Raw genomic sequence first — 17,685 nt, forward strand, 5'->3', positions numbered from 1 at the left:
CCGAAGCATGTGCGGAATCGTCGGATACATCGGTGGCCAGACGGCCGTGGACATCCTCGTCGACGGGCTGACCCAGCTCGAGTACCGCGGGTACGACTCGGCGGGCATCGCAGTGCTCGGTCCGTCCGGCGCGAAGCGCGTCCGCAGCGTCGGCCGGGTGCGCGACCTCGAGGCCGCCCTGCCGAAGCGGCTGGCCGGCAAGACGGGCATCGGCCACACCCGCTGGGCGACGCACGGCGCCCCGTCCGAGGCCAACGCGCACCCGCACACCTCCGCCACCGACGCAGAGGGCAACGAGCGGATCTTCGTGGTGCACAACGGCATCATCGACAATGCCCGGGACCTTCGCCTCGAGCTCGAGGCCGCCGGCGTGGAGCTCACCTCGGACACCGACACGGAGGCCGTCGCGCACCTCATCGCCCGCAGCGACGCCGAGACGCTCGAGGACGCGGTGCGCCAGACCCTGCAGCGGCTCAGCGGCACCTACGCGCTGGCCGTGCTCGACACCGAGCACCCCGACCGGATCGTCGTGGCCCGCAACGGCTCGCCGCTCATCATCGGCGTCGGAGACAAGGAGATGTTCGTCGCCTCGGACATCTCCGCCGTGGTGCGGCACACCAGCCAGGTCGTGCACCTCGACGACGGCGAGTGCGCCACCGTCACCGCCTCCGGCTTCCGCATGTTCAGCGCGGACGACAACCGCTCCGTCGCGAAGTCCGCCACCACCGTGGACATCTCGCCCGACGACCTGGAGCTGGGCAACCACAGCCACTTCATGCTCAAGGAGATCGCGGAGCAGCCGAGCTCGCTCGAGCGCATGCTCTCCGGCCGCCTCGATGAGCGCTTCGCCACCGCACGCCTCGACGGCCTGAACCTGGACGCGCAGGCCATGCGCCGATTCAAGCGCGTCAAAATCCTGGGCTGCGGCAGCGCCTATTACATGGGCCAGTTGGGCGCCTCCCTCATCGAGGAGCTCGCGCGCATCCCCGCGGATGCCGAGCCCGCCAGCGAGTTCCGCTACCGCAACCCGATCGTGGAGCCCGATACCCTCTACGTCGCGGTGAGCCAGTCCGGCGAGACCGCCGACACCGCGTTCGCCGTGCAGGAGGTCAAGCGCAAGGGCGGCACCATCGTCGGCCTGGTCAACGTGGTCGGCTCGACCATCGCGCGCGAGGTCTCCGGCGGCATCTACCTGCACGCCGGCCCCGAGGTCTCCGTTGCCTCCACCAAGGCCAACACCCACATGGCGGTGGGCTTCGCGCTGCTCGCGCTCGCCCTGGGCCGCGTGCGGGACCTCTCGATCACCGACGGGACCCGGATCGTCAAGGGCCTCAGGGCCCTGCCCGCCCAGATCGGCGAGATCATCGACTCCCCCGGCGACGTCGAGGACGCGGCGAAGCTGCTGGCCGAGGCGCCGAGCCTGTTCTTCATCGGCCGCGTACGGGGCTACCCGACGGCCCGCGAAGGCGCGCAGAAGTTCAAGGAGATCAGCTACCGCCATGCCGAGGCGTACCAGGCCTCCGAGCTTAAGCACGGCCCGCTCGCGCTGATCAGCCCGGAGATGCCGACCGTCGCGATCGTCCCCGACGACGAGCTGCTCGACCGCAACATCGGTGCGCTGCACGAGATCGCGGCCCGCGGCGGCGACATCGTGGCCATCACCAACCCGGGCGTCGAGCTGCCCGAGGCCAAGGTCACGCTGAGGGTGCCGAAGAACGAGCCCGAGCTGGATCCGATCCTGCTGATGATCCCCACCCAGCTGCTGGCCTACTACGCGGCGCTGAGCCTCGGGCTCAACATCGACCGGCCCCGCAACCTGGCGAAGTCGGTCACCGTCGAGTAGTCAGTCCCGCTTCGGCCCCACCCAGACCTGCTGGGCGTTGACGAACTCGTGGATACCGGCGCGGCCCAGCTCGCGGCCGTAGCCGGACCGCTTGACGCCGCCGCTCGGCAGCCGCGGATCGGTCTTGACGATGCCGTTGACGCTGACCTGCCCGGCCTCGAGCTCGCGCGCGAGGGACTCGCCGCGTGCCGCGTCGGTCCACACGCTCGCGGCCAGACCGTACGGGGTGGCGTTCGCGAGATCGACGGCGTGCTCGGCATCGACGGCCGGCATCACCGCGGCGACGGGGCCGAAGGTCTCCTCGGCGCACGCCGCCATACCCGGACGCACCCCGGTCAGCAGCGTGGGCGGGTAGAAGAAGCCCGGGCCGTCGGGCACCGTCCCGCCCAGCAGGCAGGTGGCGCCGGCCGCCACAGTCTCGGTGACCTGGCGGTGCAGGTTGTCCCGTAGATCCGCACGGGCGATCGGCCCGACCTGGGTGTCGTCCTGACGGGGATCGCCCATCCGCAGTGCGGCGAGCCGGATGCGCAGCGCCTCGACGAGCTCCTCGTGCACCGGCCGCTCCACGATGATCCGCTTCGCCGCGATGCAGGACTGGCCGGCGTTGATGATCCGAGACAGGGCCAGTACCTCCGCGGCGGCCTCGATGTCGGCGTCCGCCAGCACGATCGACGGGTCCGAACCGCCCAGCTCCAGCACGGCGGGCTTGATCTCGCTCGCCGCCACCGCCGCGACGGCGGCCCCGGCGCGGTCGGAGCCCGTGAAGGAGACGGCGCGGATCCGGCGGTCGCGGATCACCCCGGCCACATCGGGCGTGGCGACGGGGAGGGAGGAGAAGACCCCGTCGGGTGCCCCGACCGCGCGAAAGGCCCCGGCGATCGCGTCAGCGCAGCCGGGCACATGCGGATCGTGCTTCATCACGGCCGTGTTGCCCGCCATGAGCGCGGGCGCGCAGAACCGGAAGGCCAACCAGAACGGCGCGTTCCACGGCAGCACGCCGAGCACCGGACCGATCGGCAGGTACTGCACGTAGCTCGACGTGGCGTCGGATTCGACGACGTCGGTGGCGAGATACCGCTCGGCGTGGTCGGCGTAGTGCTCCGCGGCCCACGCCGCCTTGATCACCTCGCCGCGGGCCTCGGTGATGGGCTTGCCCATCTCCTCCGTCATCACGGCGGCGTAATCCTCGACGTTGCCACGCAACTCGGCACCCACCGCCCGCAGGAGCGCCGCCCGCTCGGCGAAACCCGCCCGGCGCCAGTCGTGGTACGCCGTCTCGGCAGCCTCGAGGGTCGCCTCGATCTCGACGGGGCTCGCGGCGGGCACCTCCCGCACCGTTCGCCCCGTCGACGGGTCGATCGCAGTCAGCATCGTGGTCATGAAGGCACCTCCGATTCGTTCGTCTCCAGCTGCGGCACCGCGCCTTCCGCATCGTGCACCGTGAAGTCCTCGTCGAGCGTGAAGAAGGACTCACAGCCGTCGTCGGTGATCCGGATCGTGTCCGAGATGCCGACGGTCTTGTCGCCGTCGACGCCCCACATCCACGGGATCACGTGGAAGGTCATGCCCGGTTCCAGCGCGGTGAAGTCGCCGGGGTTGAGACTGAGGATGTAGCCCTCGTCCCAGGACGGTGGGAAGGCGATCCCGATGGAGTAGCCGGACCGCGTGACCAGGCGCGCGCCGACGGTGTTGTCCGAGATGATGCGGCGCACCAGCGAATCGGCGTCCGAGACCGTCATGCCGGGCCGCATCAGGGATTTCAGCTCGGCTAGGGCGAGTTTCATCCGCTCCTGCGCCTGGTGCATGCTGGGCGAGAGCTCGCCGTTGACCACAGTGCGCATGAGGGCAGCGTGATAGCGGCGATAGCAGCCGCCCACCTCGAGGAAGACGTGCTCGCCGGGCTCGATCGTCCGTCCCTCCCACGTCGCGTGGCCGATCATCGACCGCGGCCCCGAGGCGACGTACGGCATGACGGACGGGAACTCGCCGCCGGCCCGGAACATCGCGGAGCTGATCGCCGCCGCCACGTCGTTCTCCGTGTTGCCGGGGACGGCCGCCTCCAGCCCTGCCGCCATCCCCGCCTCGGCGGCGCGGGCGGCCTTGCGCATCACCGCGATCTCGGCGTCGGACTTCGTTGCGCGGCCGGCCTCGACGATGCCGAAGCAGTCCATGAGCACACCCTGCTGGAACGAGGTGTGCACGCGATCCTGCTGGTAGGCGGGGAAGAAGTAGCTATTGCGCTCGTAGCCCACCCGCTTGGTCCCGAGCCCGCCCTCCTTGAGGGTGAGCACCAGTTCCTGGATCGCATCGCCGGTGTCCGGGTAGGGCCGGGTCCGCTCCACCCAGGTCCGCGCGATCACGTTGGACTCCTCCATCGCGCGCGTGATCATCACCGGATCGTCGTCGAGCGGCACCACCAGCGCCTGGAAGAACGAGTAGCCGGTGGTCTGGTAGTCGGTGAGGTACATCAGGTTCTCGGGGTCGGTGATCACTACGGCGTCGAGCCCGCGCTTGTCCATCCGTTCCCGAAGTTCCGTCAGCCGGCGCTCGTACTCCTCCGGCGGGAAGGTCATGTCGTCGCGCCGCCTCATCGCGCCACCTCCGTCACGGCCCGCTCGAGGATGTCCAGGCCTTCGGCGAGATCCTCGTCGGGGATCGTCAGCGGCGGAATGAGTTTGAGCACGCGGCCGCCGCTGCCACAGGGCCCGATGAGGAGGCCGGCGTCGAAACAGGAGGTCTGCACGGCCTTGGCGAAGGCGCCGTCGCCCGTGTCGAGGGCCTGCATCATGCCCTTGCCGCGGACCTCCCAATCGCGGTCTGGGTGTGCGGCCGCGAGCGCGGCGAGGCGCTCGCGCATGACCTCGCCCTTCGCGGCGACGGCCGTCATCAGCTCGTCGTCGGCGAAGTAGTCCAGGGCGACGGTGCCGGCCACCATCGACAGGCCCTGGCCGCGGAAGGTGCCGGTGTGCGCTCCGGGCGACCAGTGCGCGTCGACGGCGGGCTTATTAAGGTTCATCGCGATCGGTGTGCCGTAACCGCCGAGCCCCTTGGCGAGGGTGACGACATCGGGATCGAGGCCGTAGCCGTCGAAGCTGAAGTAGCTTCCGGTGCGTCCACATCCGGCCTGAATGTCGTCGATGATGAACAACGCCCCGGTCTCCCGCGCGAGGTCCTGCACGGCGTGCAGCCACTCGGCGCTCGCGACGTTGACACCGCCCTCCGCCTGCACGGCTTCGACGAGGAAGGCGGCGGGCGGAGTGTGCCCGCTGGACGGGTCCGCCAGGGCGGCGGCGTAATCGGCGAGCGCGGTCTTGCCGCCGGGCGCGGTCTCGAAGGGCAGCCGCACCACGTCGCGCAGCGGGACGCCCGCCCACTGCCGGAAGGCGTGGTTGGCCGTGGCGGCGAGCGCCCCGAGGGTCATGCCGTGAAAGCCGTGACTGAAGGCCACGACCTCGCGCCGGCCGGTGGCGAGGCGCGCCAGCTTGAGCGCCGCTTCCACCGCGTTCGTCCCGGTCGGGCCGGTGAACTGCATGCGGTGATCCATGCCTCGCGGCGCGAGGATCACGTCGTGGAAGCGGGTGAGGAAGTCGCGCTTGGTGGTGGTGTAGGTGTCGAGGCTGTGGGCCACGCCGTCGGCCTCGAGGAAGGCGATCATGGCGCGCTTCATGTTCGGGTTGTTGTGCCCGAAGTTGAGGACGCCGGCGCCCGCGAAGAAGTCGATGTAGCTCTTCCCCTCTTCGTCCACCTGCCGGGCGTTGGACGCGGAGGCGAAGACGGTGGGGAAGTTCCTGCAGTACCCACGGACTTCCGATTCCCAGTTCTCGAACGGGGCAGTGGCCGATGATGTCATGGGCTGAATTCCTTTCGTTCGGTGCGGATCTGTTCTGTCAGAGCGGCTCCGGCGCTCCCGCGAGACCCACCAGCAGGCGCGCAGCGGGATCGAGCAGGGCATCGTCGAAGTCGTATCCGGCGCTGTGCAGAGGCGCCGTGGTGCCGGAGCCGAGCAGCGCGAAGGCTCCCGGGATCCGGTTCAGGTAGTAGCTGAAGTCCTCCGAAGCGAGGACCGGCGCCGCGGCTGCATGCTCGGCCCAGGCCGGGCCGAGGACCGCCGAGAGGCGCTCCCGCAGCTCGGCCGCCGGGCCGGGATGGTTGACGGTGGCGCCGTAGCGCACAGTGGTCCGCACGTCGGCGTCCACGCCGTGGGCGGCGGCGGTGGCGCGGGCGATGTCGTCGATGAGGGAGAAGATCCGGGACCGGGCGTCGTCGTCCGCGGCGCGCACGCTGCCGGCGATCAGCGCCGAATCAGGGGTGACGGTGGCGGCGCTCTCGGCGCGGAGCGAGGTCACGGCCACGACCGCGGCCTGCTGCGGCGAGGTGCGGCGCGCGACGATCTGCTGCAGCGCCACCACGACGGCGGCCGCGGCGAGAACCGGATCGCGCGTGGCCTCGGGCTGCGAGGCGTGGCCGCCGCGGCCCAGAAGCTCGACCTCGAAGGTGCCGTTCGCGGACATCACGGAACCGTCGGGGCACAGGGCTCGGCCGAACGGCAGACCGGGCCAGTTGTGCCAGCCGTAGACGACGTCGACGCCCTCGAGCGCACCGTCGGCGATCATGCCGCGCGCGCCGTGCCCACCCTCCTCGGCGGGCTGGAAGAGCAGGGTGACCGGGCCGGGGAGGCTCGATTCGTGCGAGTGGAGCCATCGGGCGGCGGCGAGCAGGGCGGCCGTGTGCCCGTCGTGCCCGCAGGCGTGCATGACGCCGTCGGTCGCGGAGGCGTACGGCAGGCCGGTGGCCTCCCCGATCGGCATGGCGTCGAGGTCGGCGCGCAGCGCCACGTGCCTGCCCGGCGCGGACGGGGAGAGGCGGACGACGGTGCCCGTATCCGCGCAGGTCCGCCAGCCGAGGCCGATCGCATCCAGTTCGGCGCGGACGGTCGCGGCGGTGGCGTGCTCCGCCCAGGCGATTTCGGGGCGGCGATGAAGTTCGCGTCGGAGTTCGGTGGCCCGGGCAACGGTCTCGGCCCAAGAATCGTTCACAGGACCTCCTCGGATGGCTGTCCGTTTCGGTCCTCTTCAACCTACCGTGGTCCGCCGAACGGCGCGCACAGATCACCCGAACGGAGGATGCACGCGCTCGCGGGCGGTGCCTAGCGTGAATCCACATGGAACACGGGGCGCACGACGCGCAGATCCGGTCGGCGTTGCCGCCCGAGCTGTATCGCGTGCTGCACCTGCGCGTCGTGCAGCGCCGCACCGTCGACGAGACCGCTGCGCTGCTGCGGATCACCCCGTCCACGGTCCGGTTGCGTCAACACCGTGCGCTGCAAAGGATCCGCGGGGGTCTGTAGCGGCCGTACCCGCTCGTCGCCGGGTTGCGAGCGGCTGCGCGCGACGAGGTCGAGGTCACAGCAGCTTCAACCTCAGCATCGACTCAGGTGAGGCGCGGTAATCTCATGGGCGATGTCCGAGACAACTCTTCCCTATCTGCCCATCTCGACGCGCAAGCTGGTCGGGTGGTCGCGCACCACCCCGATCGAGGGGCACGTGCTGTCCACCCCTGACGTGGACCAGATCGCCAAGGCCGTCGCCGTCGTGGCCGACGCCGAGGCCGACAAGCCCGCCTACCTGCGACGCGGCGTGATCGCGCGCGGGCTGGGCCGCTCGTACAACGAGTCGGCGCAGAACACCGGCGGCCTGACCATCGACATGACGCCGCTCAGCGCGATCCACGACATCGACGCGGACACCGGCATCGTCGAGGTGGACGCGGGTGTCAGCCTCGACGACCTGATGCAGGCGGCTCTGCCGTACGGCCTCTGGGTCCCCGTGCTCCCCGGCACGCGCCAGGTGACGATCGGCGGCGCCATCGCCCACGACATCCACGGCAAGAACCACCACAGCCAGGGCTCGTTCGGCAACCACATCACCGAGATGACGCTGCTCACCGCGGACGGCACGGTGCTGACGCTCACCCCGCAGGGCTCCTCCGACGATCCGAACGGTGAACTGTTCTGGGCGACGGTGGCCGGCGTCGGCATGACCGGCATCATCCTGCGCGCGAAGATTCAGATGAAGCGCACCGAGAGCGCCTACTTCATCGCGGACACCGAGCGGACCGGCTCGCTGCAGGAGACCATCGACCTGCACCTGCAGGACGGCTTCGAAGACGGCTACGAGTACGCGTCCGGCTGGTTCGACGCGATCAGCGCGCCGCCGAAGCTGGGCCGCGGCACCTTCTCGCGCGGCAACCTCGCGACGCTCGACGAGCTGCCGGAGAAGTACCGGAAGAACCCGCTGAGCTTCAACAACAAGCCGCTGTTCAGCCTGCCGAACGTGTTCCCCAACGGCCTCGCGAACAAGTTCGACTTCTCGCTGGTGGGCGAAGCCTACTGGCGCGCGGGGCCTCCCAGCACGGGGAAGGTGAAGAACCTCGCGGGCTTCTACCACATGCTCGACGTCTTCGGCGGCTGGAACTACGCGTACGGACCCGCCGGCTTCGTCCAGTACCAGTTCATCGTGCCCACGGGCAACGAGCCCGAGTTCGTCCGGCTCATCGAGGACATTCAGGCCTCCGGCAACGTCAGCTTCCTCAACGTGATCAAGTTGTTCGGCGACGGCAATCAGGCGCCCCTGAGCTTCCCGTTCAAGGGCTGGAACGTGTGCCTGGACTTCCCGGTCAAGCGGGGCGTGGCGGAGTTCCTCAACGAACTCGACAAGCGCATCATGGCGATGGGCGGCCGGCTGTACACGGCGAAGGACTCCCGCACGACCGCGGAGCGGTTCCACGCCATGTACCCGCAGATCGACCAGTGGATCGCCACGCGGCGGCGAATCGACCCCACCGGAGTCTTCATCTCCGACCTGGGCCGCCGCCTGGAACTCGCCTGAGCCTCACGACAGCAAGGAACGAAGAGAAATGAAGAACGCCGTGGGCGTCCCCCAGTCCATCCTGCTGCTCGGCGGGACCTCCGAGATCGGCCTGTCCATCGTCGAGGAGTACCTCGCCCTGGGCGCGCAGCGCGTCGTGCTCGCCGCGCTGCCGAACGATCCGCTGCGCGCGGAGGCCGTCGCCCAGGCCGAGGCCGCCGGCGCCACGTCGGTCGAGGTCGTCGACTTCGACGCCACCGACTTCGACGGTCACCAGAAGACCATCGACGCCGCCTTCGCCGGCGGCGACATCGACGTCGCGATCGTGGCCTTCGCGCTCGACTTCGACGCCGAGGAGCTGTGGCAGAACCAGCGCAAGGCCGTGCTCCTCGCGCAGGTCAACTACACCGGCGCCGTCTCCGTCGGCGTGCTCCTGGGCCAGAAGATCAAGGAGCAGGGCCACGGCCAGATCATCGCGATGAGCTCCGTCGCCGGCCTGCGCCCGCGCCGCAGCAACTTCGTCTACGGCTCCTCCAAGGCCGGCTTCGACGGCTTCTACCTCAACCTGGGCCAGGCGCTCGAGCCCTTCGGCGGCTCCGTCCTCGTGGTCCGGCCGGGGATGGTGCGCACCAAGTTCTCCGCCCACGTCAAGGAGGCGCCGCTGACGATCGACAAGGAGGTCATCGGCAAGCTCGCCGTCGACGCCGCGATCAAGGGCAAGTCGCTGGTCTACGCGCCCGCACCGTGGGGCTTCGTCAGCTTCGGCCTGAAGAACATTCCGCAGCCGATCTTCAAGAAGCTACCGATCTAGGCGGTGCGTCCGATTCCCGGCATCACCCTCTACGCTTGCCCGCGTGACTGACACGCGCACCGGCTCCGGCACCGTCGCCCCGGCAGCACCGTCGCAGGGCCGAATCCTGGCCCTCGACCTCGCTGCCGCCGCGATCCTCGCGGCGGTGGTCGGTGTCGTCGGGTGGTTCGCCGTCAGCTCCGTCGAGTGGCCGGCCTACAGCAGCTCCAACGTGACCCGCGCGTTCTCGACGGTCTTCCAGGTGATCGCGATCGTCGTGCTCGCGGGGTGCGCCGTGCTGCTGTCGCGACCCGTGCCGGCCTGGCAGGCCCGCATCGCCCGCCTGCTCTCCTTCGCCACGGTGGCCGGCTTCGTGACCGTCACCCTCGCCCTCCCGCTCGGCGGCACCAAGCTGTACCTCGGCGGCATCTCCGTCGACCAGCAGTTCCGCACCGAGTACCTCACCCGGTTCACCTCCTCGCCGCGGCTGGCGGATATGACCTACATCGACATGCCGCCGCTGTACTCCCCCGGTTGGTTCTGGCTGGGCGGACGATTCGCGAAGCTGTTCGGATTCGAGGGCTGGGCCGCCTTCCAGCCCTGGTCGATCATCTCCCTGGCCGTCGCTGCCGCCGTCGCCCTGGCCCTGTGGCTCACCGTCGTCGGGCCCGCCCGGGCCATCGCGGCCACCCTCGCCACCAGCGTCGCGATGCTGCTCTACGGTTCCGCCGAGCCCTACGGCGCGGCCGTCGCGATCCTGCTTCCGCCGGCACTCATCGTCGCCTGGTTCGCCATCCTCCGCGGCGGACGCGGCGCGATCGCGCTGGTGGGCGTCTACCTCGGCGTCGCGGTGTGGTTCTACACGCTGTATCTGGGTGTCGCCGCGTTCACCGTCGTGCTGATGGGCGTGGTCGCGCTGGGCGCCGCGTGGATCCGGGAGCGCCGGTTCGAGTGGCGCTACCCTGCACGGGTCGCGGCGATGGGGGTGATCGCCATCGCGATCGGGCTGCCCGCATACGGGCCGTTCCTCCTGCGCGTGGCCCGCGACGGCACCGATTCCAAGGGCTCCGCGTTCCACTACCTGCCCGAGCAGGGGTCGGTGCTGTCGCTGCCCATGCTCCACTTCACGCTGCTCGGCGCCCTCGGCATGATCGGCATCGTGTGGATCCTGGTGAAGGCCCGCTCCTCCGTGCTTGCGCAGGCGCTCGGCCTGAGCATCGCCGGCTCGTACCTGTGGGCGATCGGTTCGATGGCCGTCTCCCCCGTCGGCACCACGCTGCTCGGCTTCCGCACGGAGCCGGTGCTGCACATCTTGCTCGCCGCCGCGGGCGCGCTCGGTGCGGTCACCATGGTCGGCGCGCTGGGCGACGGCTACCCGCGCTACCGGGACGCGGGCGTGGTGCTCGGCGTCCTCGCCGCGATCGGTGTGGCGCAGACGATCCCGGCGCAGCTGGCCGGCGAGATCGCCGTCGCGTACTCCGATACCGACGGGAACGGAGAGCGCGGCGATCGCCGGCCCGCGGGCGCGGAATCGTCGTACAAGGATGTGGACGCCGCGATCCTGGCCGCGACGGGCAGGCCGCGCACCGACACCGTCGTGCTCACGGCCGACTACGGCTTCCTCGCGATCTACCCGTACTGGGGCTTCCAGAACCTCACGTCGAACTACGCGAACCCCCTCGCGCACTTCACCGCCCGGTCCGAGGCGATCGAGTCGTGGGCGAAGCTCGAGACGCCCGACGAGCTGATCCAGGCCCTCGGCTCGACGCCGTGGCGCGCTCCCGACGCCTTCGTCTTCCGACGGTCCGCCGACGGCCTGTCGCTGCGGCTCGCCGAGGACGTGTACCCCAACGACCCGAACGTCCGCCGGTACACCGTGGTCTTCCCCGAGAAGCTCTTCGAGGATCCGCGATTCGCCGTCACCGAGACGGGCCCGTTCGTCGTGATCGTGCGAAGGTGACCTTCGCCCCCTCCCCGGCTGCCCTGCCACCGCGTACCGGGAAAGTTTGATTTGGCTCACCTAACACTCGGTGTACGCTACGGCGCGTGATGAAACGAACCCTCGCCCGCCGGCTCGCGCCCGTGGTCGTCGTGCTGGCCGCCACCGTCGGCATCAGCGCCTGCTCCGACTCGACCGATGACGCCAAGACCCCCGGCAACACCGCCGTCGCCACCGGCGGCGAGCGGTTCGGCACCGCCGACGTCGAGACGGCCAAACTCGGCACCGACGCGGCGCCCGGCGTCTTCCCGCGCACCATCAGGCACGCGCGCGGAGTGACCGAGATCCCGAAGAAGCCCGAGCGGGTCGTCGTGCTCGACAGCGGCGAGCTCGACTCGGTGCTCACCCTCGGCATCAAGCCCGTCGGCCTGGTGGTGACCGACGGCGCCAGCCCGATCCCGACGTACCTCGCCGACAAGGTGCAGGGCGTCGAGACCGTCGGCAAGAACACCAGCCTGAACCTCGAGGCCATCGCCAGGCTCAAGCCCGACCTCATCCTCGGCAGCCAGCTGCGCGTGGACAAGCAGTACGACCAGCTCTCCGCGATCGCGCCGACCGTCTTCTCCATCCGCCCCGGCTTTCCGTGGAAGGAGAACTTCCGGCTGATCGGCGCGGCCCTCGGCGAGGAGACGAAGGCCGTGGGCGCGCTCAACACGTACGCGGACAATGCGAGGGCGCTCGGCGCGAAGTTCACCGGCCAGAAGCCGACGATCTCGCTCGTCCGGTTCATGCCGAACCGGCTGCGCCTCTACGGAAACAAGTCGCTGATCGGCGTGATCCTGCAGGACGCGGGCCTTCCGCGCGCCGGCAACCAGGGCGTCGACGAACTCGCCACCGAGATCTCGCTGGAGAACCTCGCGCAGGCCGACGGTGATTACATCTTCTACTCGAGTTACGGCAAGCCCGAGAACACGGGCGAGACCGCGGCGCTCGCGAACCCCGCGTGGTCGCAGCTCAGCGGCGTGCAGAAGGGCAAGGCCTTCCGCGTGGACGACGACGTCTGGTACCTCGGTCTCGGCCCGACCGGCGCCAACCTGATCGTCAAGCAGCTGGGCGAGTACCTGGCGAAGTAGGGCACGCCCTGCCACCGGCACGCAGCCGCCGCCGAGCGGTTACCAACCGCGACGACGCGCACCTGGGCGCCGAAGCCGACCGCAATTGCGAGCTGCTCCTCCCCCACCCGCTGCGCTGACGCGCTAGAGACCGCGGGCGGCGAGGGCCTCGCCGAGGAGGTCGGCGTCGCGGATCAGGCGGACCAGCACCGTCGGGAGGACGCGGACCAGCGAGGCGCGCTGCCCCCGCGCCCACGCCGCCTCGCGGGTCTGCCGGACGACGGCGATCACCGTCGGGATGGAGCGGATCGTCAGCGCGATCAACAGCTCCACGCGCCAGCCGAGGACCCGCCCCGCGAGCGCCGCGAGGTCGGTCGCGCGGGTGGTGAAGACCAGTAGGTTGCCCGCGAGCACGCCCACCACCAGCTGCCCGACGGGGCCGACGGCCGCGCGCGAACCGTCGGGGAGCCCCTGACTGAGCAGGTAGAACCCGGTGAGGACCACCGCGAACAGCAGGGCCGGGCGCAGGGCCCGCCACAGGTGCACCGGGCGGAGCCGGGCCACCGGGAACAGCGCGGCCACGGCGAGCGCCGCGACCGCGAGCGGGACCGGCCGCGGAAAGACCGCGAGGACCGTGACCAGGGCGAGCATCGCCACGAGCTTCACCGTGGCCCGCGCGCGGTGCAGCGGGGAGTCGCGCGGGACGTAGCGGCCCAGCATCAGCGCGCCGCCAGCTCGCGGTAGAAGGCGATCGACTCCGCCGGCGGGCCGTCGTGGACGAGGGCGCCGTCGTCCATGACCAGCACCCGGTCGAAGTCATCGAGGAGGTCGAGGTGGTGGGTGAGGAGGATGACCTGCTGCTCCAGCGCGGCGAGCCGGTCCCGGACCTTGAGCACGTTGCGCAAATCCAGCAGGGTCGTGGGCTCGTCGCACACCAGGATCTCCGGGTCGGTGACCAGCACCGACGCGAAGGCGAGCATCTGCTTCTGTCCCGAGCTCAGCAGCTGCGCGGGGGCGTCGGCGTGGTCGGCGAGGCCGAACTCGGCGAGCACCGCCGCCACCCGCTCCGCATCGACGGGAGGCTTGCGGCCGCGCCCCGGCGGGCGGAGCGACAGTGCGACGTCCTCCGCCGGCGTGGGCATGACGATCTGCGCGGAGGCGTCCGCGAACATGAAGCCGACCCGGCGCCGCACCTCGGTCCGCTTCTTCGCCACGTCGAGGCCCAGAGTCTCGACGGTGCCGGAATCGGGCACGACGAGGCCGTTGAACGTGCGGGCGAGCGTCGACTTCCCGGAGCCGTTGGCGCCGACGATGCCGATCCGCTGCTCCGACAGTTCCGCCGTGATGCCGCGCAGGACGGGGCGGTCGTCGTAGGCGTGCGTGACACCGTCGAGACGGATCATGCTCTCTTCTCGGAGGCGGCCCTCTGAGCGGCGGCCGTGCCCCTCCGCGCGATGGGCGGGTAGGCCCGCGCCACCGTCACCACCACCAGCGACGTGATGACGACCTTGATGAGGTCACCGGGGACGAACTGGAAACCCAGCGTGAGCTTGGCGAACAGGCCCGAGCCGGTGCGCCAGCCGAGCCACGGCAGGCCGACGGCGTAGACGATGAGCACGAGCCCGATGATGTTGGCCAGGCCGACGGTGAACGGGTTCGTCCGACCCCACTTGTCGACGAGCCAGCCGGTGACCAGCGCGCCGACGATGCCACCGAGGAGGAAGCCACCCGTGGGGCCGGTGAGCACCGCCAGACCGCCGCGGCCGCCCGCGCCGATCGGCAGCCCCACGACGATGAGCAGCACGTACAGCGCGACCGACGCCCCGCCCCACGGGTAGCCGAGCAGGGATGCGGCGAGCATGAACCCCAGGGTCTGCAGGGTGATGGGCGCGATACCGCTGACTGTGATCGTGGGCATCGCCAGCACCGCCGTCAGGGCGGTGAAGACGGCGACGAGGGCGATATCGCGCGGCGTGGCGCGATACGTGGCGGCATTGAACACGGTTCAAGAAGTAACGGGGCGCTCGGCTAGAGTCAAGTCCGTGGCCATCAACCGCTCCGACGTGCTGACCTCCGCGATCGGTGTGCTCGACCGGTCGGGCCTGCCGGACCTGACGATGCGTCGCGTGGCGGCCGACCTGGGCGTCGCGCCCGGCGCGCTGTACTGGCACATCCCGAACAAGCAGTCGCTGCTCGCCGCGATCGCCGACACCATCCTCGCCGACCCGTCGCTGGCCGCGGCGGCGTCGAAGTCGCGGATGCGCTGGGACCGCCAGCTCACGGGGTACGCGCACGCCCTGCGCGCGGTGCTCCGCAAGCACCGCGACGGCGCCGAGGTGGTCTCGGCATCTCTCGCCTCGCAGCTCGGTACCAGCAACCTGCAGGCGCAGATCGCCGAGATCGCGGCCAGCGCCGGCGCTGCTCCCGCCGACGCGAACGCCGTCGGGCTCACGCTGACGCACTTCGTCGTGGGCTTCACGTTCGAGGAGCAGACTCGCGAGGCCATGGCCCGGGCGGGCGCCGCCGCGGGCGAGCTCGACCAGCCCGGCACCGACCGGGCCTTCGCCGGCGGCGTCGACCTCATCGTCGACGGCCTGCGCGCCCGCACCGTCGCGCCCGCCTGAGTCGCCCCCGCCACGTCCCTGCGGCGCGTCCGCGAGCGGGCTGCGGTCAGGACAGGTCGACGGCGCGATCCACGGCGTAGCCGTATCCGGCGATCCCGAATCCGGCGATCACGCCGGAGGCGACGGGCGAGACGTAGGAGTGGTGCCGGAAGGCCTCGCGCGCGTGGACGTTGGAGAGGTGCACCTCGATGACCGGAACCTCCGGAATCACCAGGGCATCGGCGAGCGCCACTGAAGTGTGCGTCCACGCTGCCGGATTGATGACGATGGCCGAGAAGTTCTTATCGCGTACAACATCGTGGATCCACTCCAGCAACTCGGCCTCATCGTTCGTCTGCCGAACCTCCGCCTCTGCCCCCCGCGCGGCCGCGGCCCGATGACAAACGTCGACCACGTCGGCGTACGAATATTCGCCGTAGACCTCCGGTTGCCGAACCCCCAGCAGGTTCAAGTTCGGTCCGTTCAGCACCAGAATGCGGGCTTTCATACGAGCGACAATAGCTGTCCGTCGATCGACGTATAGGGGATACATGTCCCATGCCGCACACATCCGCCCCGCACATCATGTAATCTCCCAGTATTCGCAATCTGGAAGAGAGGGCCTCATGACGACGTTCGCGGCCAAGCTGAATCGGCTTTTCGAGGTCGTGCATCCCGCTGACCGGGGGCCCTACACCTCGTCGGAGTTCTGCCGGATGGTCGAGGAGGGCGGCGGCAAGCTGTCCGTCCCCTACCTGTCGCAGCTGCGGTCGGGCCGGAGCTCGCGCCCCGCCTACGACATGGTGGCGTCGATCGCGCAGACCTTCGGCGTCCGCGCCGAGTACTTCTCGGACCCGCTGTACGAGCGCGAGGTCCTGAGCGATCTGGAGCTGACCCGCGAACTGCGCGAGTCGGGCATGCTCGAGATGGCGCGTCGGTCGACGAAGCTGTCGGCGGACCGTCGCGCGGCTCTCGCCGGCCTCCTCGCCGAGTTCGAGGCCGAGGAGCAGTAGGGGAGCTCAGCGCACCCGCTCCAGCAGGGGCGACGGGGTGTGCTGGGTCCTTTTCGCGATGGCGGACGTCCACCGCGAGGTCCGCCAGCCCGACGGGGGCTCGAGATCGACGGCGTGCACGGAGCCGTACGGCGCGTCGCGATCCAGCCAGCGTGCCACCGCGGCGGCGCGGTCGGACGGCGAAGCCTCGGACAGCTTCCCCTCGCCCGGACTGGCCAGCATCGCCCACCCGTCGAGCACGACGATGGCGCGCGCCTCCGCGGTCTCGACCCAGCCTCCCCCCTGGCGCACGACTGCCTCGAGTTCGGGGAAGAGCTCCTTGACCTGCTCGTACGCGGGCCGGAAGGAGAACCACTCGCGCGCCGAGATGAGGATCGACGTCAGCCACGACGCCATGAGCACCAGCGTCCAGCTGGCGAACGCCGCGTCCAGCATGAACCGGTTGAGCCGGAGCACCCACACGCCGACCTGCAGCTGCTGCAGCAGGACCCCGCCGGCGATGACGTTCGCGACCGCGACGATCGCCAGCAGCACGCCGCCCAGCGCCAGGATGCGCAGCTGCGTGCGGTGCACTCGGCTGCGCTTGGACACCCGCCAGGTGGACACCGCCACGACGAGCGCCGTCGCCCCGAGGCACGTGTAGATCAGCGCCGTCTCCACGGCGAGCCCGAAATCGCCGCCGAAGCCCAGCCCCGTCGGATCGCCGACGCGGCCGAGGATCGCACCCACCACGATCACGACGCCGACGACGGCGAGGGGCGTCGCCCACGCCGCCAGCCGGACGCGGGTCAGCCGGCCGTCGAGCGCGAAGGCGAAGACCAGGGCGCCGAAGCACGCCACCAGCAGCAGTAGCCGCTGGACGGTCACGACCTCGAGCTCGGTCATACCGAGACGGACCAGCGCGCCGATCGACACCGGGGTATCGAGCGTCACCATCACCGCCAGCGCGACAGCGGTGAGCAGCGCGCCACCGGCGGGGGGATTCCTGTTGGTCTGCCAGCGGCTGAACCTCTCCAGTGCACCGAGCCACAGGATCGGTGCGACGAGTGACGCGATCATCCGAGCAGTTCGTCGACCACGGAGTCGACGCGCGTGATCGTGTGCCCGGCCTTGACGCGGCGCACGAGCAGCGTGGCGAAGGACTCCGCCTCCGCCTCGCACCGCGCGGCCTTGCCGCTGTCGGGGTCGGAGGAGCAGCCCTGCTCATGGTCGAGCACGAGGTGCCCCAGCTCGTGTGCGAGCGTCTGCTCGAAGGTGGCGACCCCGCTGGAGACCACCAGGACGTCCCGTTCGTCGGAGCGCAGCCACATCCCGAAGACGCCCACGGGCAGCGTCATGCGCTGCACGTCGATCCGACGGCCGAGGTGATCCGCGTACGCGGCGACCACGTCGGCGACGGTCCTGGGGCCCGATCCGGACTGCGGGGTCACCGCACGCACGACGGCGCGTACCGCGCGTGTCGGCCTGTCGGATCCCCTCATGCACGAAACTGTATACGCCGTTTCGTCGACGCCACGAA

The 17,685-nt window shown here is 70.3% G+C and carries 18 protein-coding genes; 8 read left to right on the top strand and 10 right to left on the bottom strand.

Annotation, left to right across the window (positions count from 1 at the left end):
• Window positions 1-7: 7 nt before the first annotated feature.
• The gene (gene glmS, locus FK529_RS05890) at window positions 8-1,843 is read left to right on the top strand and encodes a glutamine--fructose-6-phosphate transaminase (isomerizing) (protein WP_146560066.1); all 1,836 of its coding nucleotides are present in this window, start codon (window positions 8-10) and stop codon (window positions 1,841-1,843) included.
• Here glmS and FK529_RS05895 read toward each other — a convergent pair whose 3' ends face one another.
• The 4 genes from FK529_RS05895 to doeB2 are packed head-to-tail and all read right to left on the bottom strand — an operon-like array spanning window position 1,844 to window position 6,879.
• Window positions 1,844-3,223 carry an NAD-dependent succinate-semialdehyde dehydrogenase gene (locus tag FK529_RS05895; protein ID WP_146560067.1) on the bottom strand — a complete coding sequence of 460 codons (1,380 nt, stop codon included), beginning with the start codon at window positions 3,221-3,223 and terminating at the stop codon, window positions 1,844-1,846.
• Entirely contained in the window at window positions 3,220-4,434 is a 1,215-nt protein-coding gene (gene doeA / locus FK529_RS05900; protein ID WP_146560068.1) for an ectoine hydrolase, read from the bottom strand. Before doeA ends, FK529_RS05895 begins: the two co-directional genes overlap by 4 nt.
• Complete coding sequence (locus FK529_RS05905) at window positions 4,431-5,693, bottom strand: aspartate aminotransferase family protein (protein WP_146560069.1); 1,263 nt, start codon at window positions 5,691-5,693, stop codon at window positions 4,431-4,433. Before FK529_RS05905 ends, doeA begins: the two co-directional genes overlap by 4 nt.
• A gap of 37 nt (window positions 5,694-5,730) precedes the next feature.
• Complete coding sequence (doeB2, locus tag FK529_RS05910; protein ID WP_146560070.1) at window positions 5,731-6,879, bottom strand: N(2)-acetyl-L-2,4-diaminobutanoate deacetylase DoeB2; 1,149 nt, start codon at window positions 6,877-6,879, stop codon at window positions 5,731-5,733.
• Between the two features lie 125 nt (window positions 6,880-7,004).
• On the opposite strand from doeB2, the gene FK529_RS05915 reads away from it, so the two are divergent.
• The 5 genes from FK529_RS05915 to FK529_RS05935 all read left to right on the top strand — a co-directional run bounded on the left by FK529_RS05915 (window position 7,005) and on the right by FK529_RS05935 (window position 12,571).
• Entirely contained in the window at window positions 7,005-7,190 is a 186-nt protein-coding gene (locus FK529_RS05915) for a sigma factor-like helix-turn-helix DNA-binding protein (protein WP_146560071.1), read from the top strand.
• A 112-nt stretch (window positions 7,191-7,302) separates the two neighbouring features.
• Complete coding sequence (gene dprE1, locus FK529_RS05920; protein ID WP_146560072.1) at window positions 7,303-8,730, top strand: decaprenylphosphoryl-beta-D-ribose oxidase; 1,428 nt, start codon at window positions 7,303-7,305, stop codon at window positions 8,728-8,730.
• 28 nt (window positions 8,731-8,758) lie between these two features.
• On the top strand, window positions 8,759-9,520 hold the full coding sequence (dprE2, locus tag FK529_RS05925; protein ID WP_146560073.1) for a decaprenylphospho-beta-D-erythro-pentofuranosid-2-ulose 2-reductase: 762 nt from the start codon (window positions 8,759-8,761) through the stop codon (window positions 9,518-9,520).
• Between the two features lie 43 nt (window positions 9,521-9,563).
• Complete coding sequence (locus tag FK529_RS05930; protein ID WP_146560074.1) at window positions 9,564-11,459, top strand: arabinofuranosyltransferase; 1,896 nt, start codon at window positions 9,564-9,566, stop codon at window positions 11,457-11,459.
• Between the two features lie 89 nt (window positions 11,460-11,548).
• The gene (locus tag FK529_RS05935; RefSeq protein WP_146560167.1) at window positions 11,549-12,571 is read left to right on the top strand and encodes an ABC transporter substrate-binding protein; all 1,023 of its coding nucleotides are present in this window, start codon (window positions 11,549-11,551) and stop codon (window positions 12,569-12,571) included.
• Window positions 12,572-12,694: 123 nt separating this feature from the next.
• Here FK529_RS05935 and FK529_RS05940 read toward each other — a convergent pair whose 3' ends face one another.
• Genes FK529_RS05940 through FK529_RS05950 form a run of 3 tightly spaced genes read right to left on the bottom strand, consistent with a single transcriptional unit; the run spans window position 12,695 to window position 14,552 of the window.
• Window positions 12,695-13,270 carry an energy-coupling factor transporter transmembrane component T family protein gene (locus tag FK529_RS05940; protein ID WP_146560075.1) on the bottom strand — a complete coding sequence of 192 codons (576 nt, stop codon included), beginning with the start codon at window positions 13,268-13,270 and terminating at the stop codon, window positions 12,695-12,697.
• The gene (locus FK529_RS05945; RefSeq protein WP_146560076.1) at window positions 13,270-13,953 is read right to left on the bottom strand and encodes an energy-coupling factor ABC transporter ATP-binding protein; all 684 of its coding nucleotides are present in this window, start codon (window positions 13,951-13,953) and stop codon (window positions 13,270-13,272) included. The genes FK529_RS05940 and FK529_RS05945 overlap by 1 nt, the downstream gene beginning before the upstream one ends.
• Complete coding sequence (locus tag FK529_RS05950) at window positions 13,950-14,552, bottom strand: biotin transporter BioY (RefSeq protein WP_146560077.1); 603 nt, start codon at window positions 14,550-14,552, stop codon at window positions 13,950-13,952. The genes FK529_RS05945 and FK529_RS05950 overlap by 4 nt, the downstream gene beginning before the upstream one ends.
• Before the next feature lie 40 nt (window positions 14,553-14,592).
• Between FK529_RS05950 and FK529_RS05955 the strand changes: the two genes are divergently transcribed.
• Window positions 14,593-15,174 carry a TetR/AcrR family transcriptional regulator C-terminal domain-containing protein gene (locus tag FK529_RS05955; RefSeq protein WP_158635059.1) on the top strand — a complete coding sequence of 194 codons (582 nt, stop codon included), beginning with the start codon at window positions 14,593-14,595 and terminating at the stop codon, window positions 15,172-15,174.
• Between the two features lie 46 nt (window positions 15,175-15,220).
• On the opposite strand, the gene aroQ is transcribed toward FK529_RS05955, so the two are convergent.
• A complete protein-coding gene (aroQ, locus tag FK529_RS05960) occupies window positions 15,221-15,661 on the bottom strand; it encodes a type II 3-dehydroquinate dehydratase (protein ID WP_146560079.1) in 441 nt (146 codons plus the stop codon).
• Between the two features lie 118 nt (window positions 15,662-15,779).
• Between aroQ and FK529_RS05965 the strand changes: the two genes are divergently transcribed.
• A complete protein-coding gene (locus FK529_RS05965; protein ID WP_146560080.1) occupies window positions 15,780-16,166 on the top strand; it encodes a transcriptional regulator in 387 nt (128 codons plus the stop codon).
• Between the two features lie 6 nt (window positions 16,167-16,172).
• Here the strand turns inward: FK529_RS05965 and FK529_RS05970 are convergent, their stop codons facing one another.
• Window positions 16,173-17,225 (bottom strand): hypothetical protein, encoded by a 1,053-nt coding sequence (locus FK529_RS05970; protein ID WP_146560081.1) that lies wholly within the window; start codon window positions 17,223-17,225, stop codon window positions 16,173-16,175.
• Window positions 17,222-17,647, bottom strand: a complete 426-nt coding sequence (locus FK529_RS05975) for an ImmA/IrrE family metallo-endopeptidase (protein ID WP_146560082.1) — start codon at window positions 17,645-17,647, stop codon at window positions 17,222-17,224. Before FK529_RS05975 ends, FK529_RS05970 begins: the two co-directional genes overlap by 4 nt.
• Between the last annotated feature and the right edge of the window lie 38 nt (window positions 17,648-17,685).

The sequence above is a fragment of the Tsukamurella asaccharolytica genome (genome assembly GCF_007858435.1).
GTDB lineage: Bacteria > Actinomycetota > Actinomycetes > Mycobacteriales > Mycobacteriaceae > Tsukamurella > Tsukamurella asaccharolytica.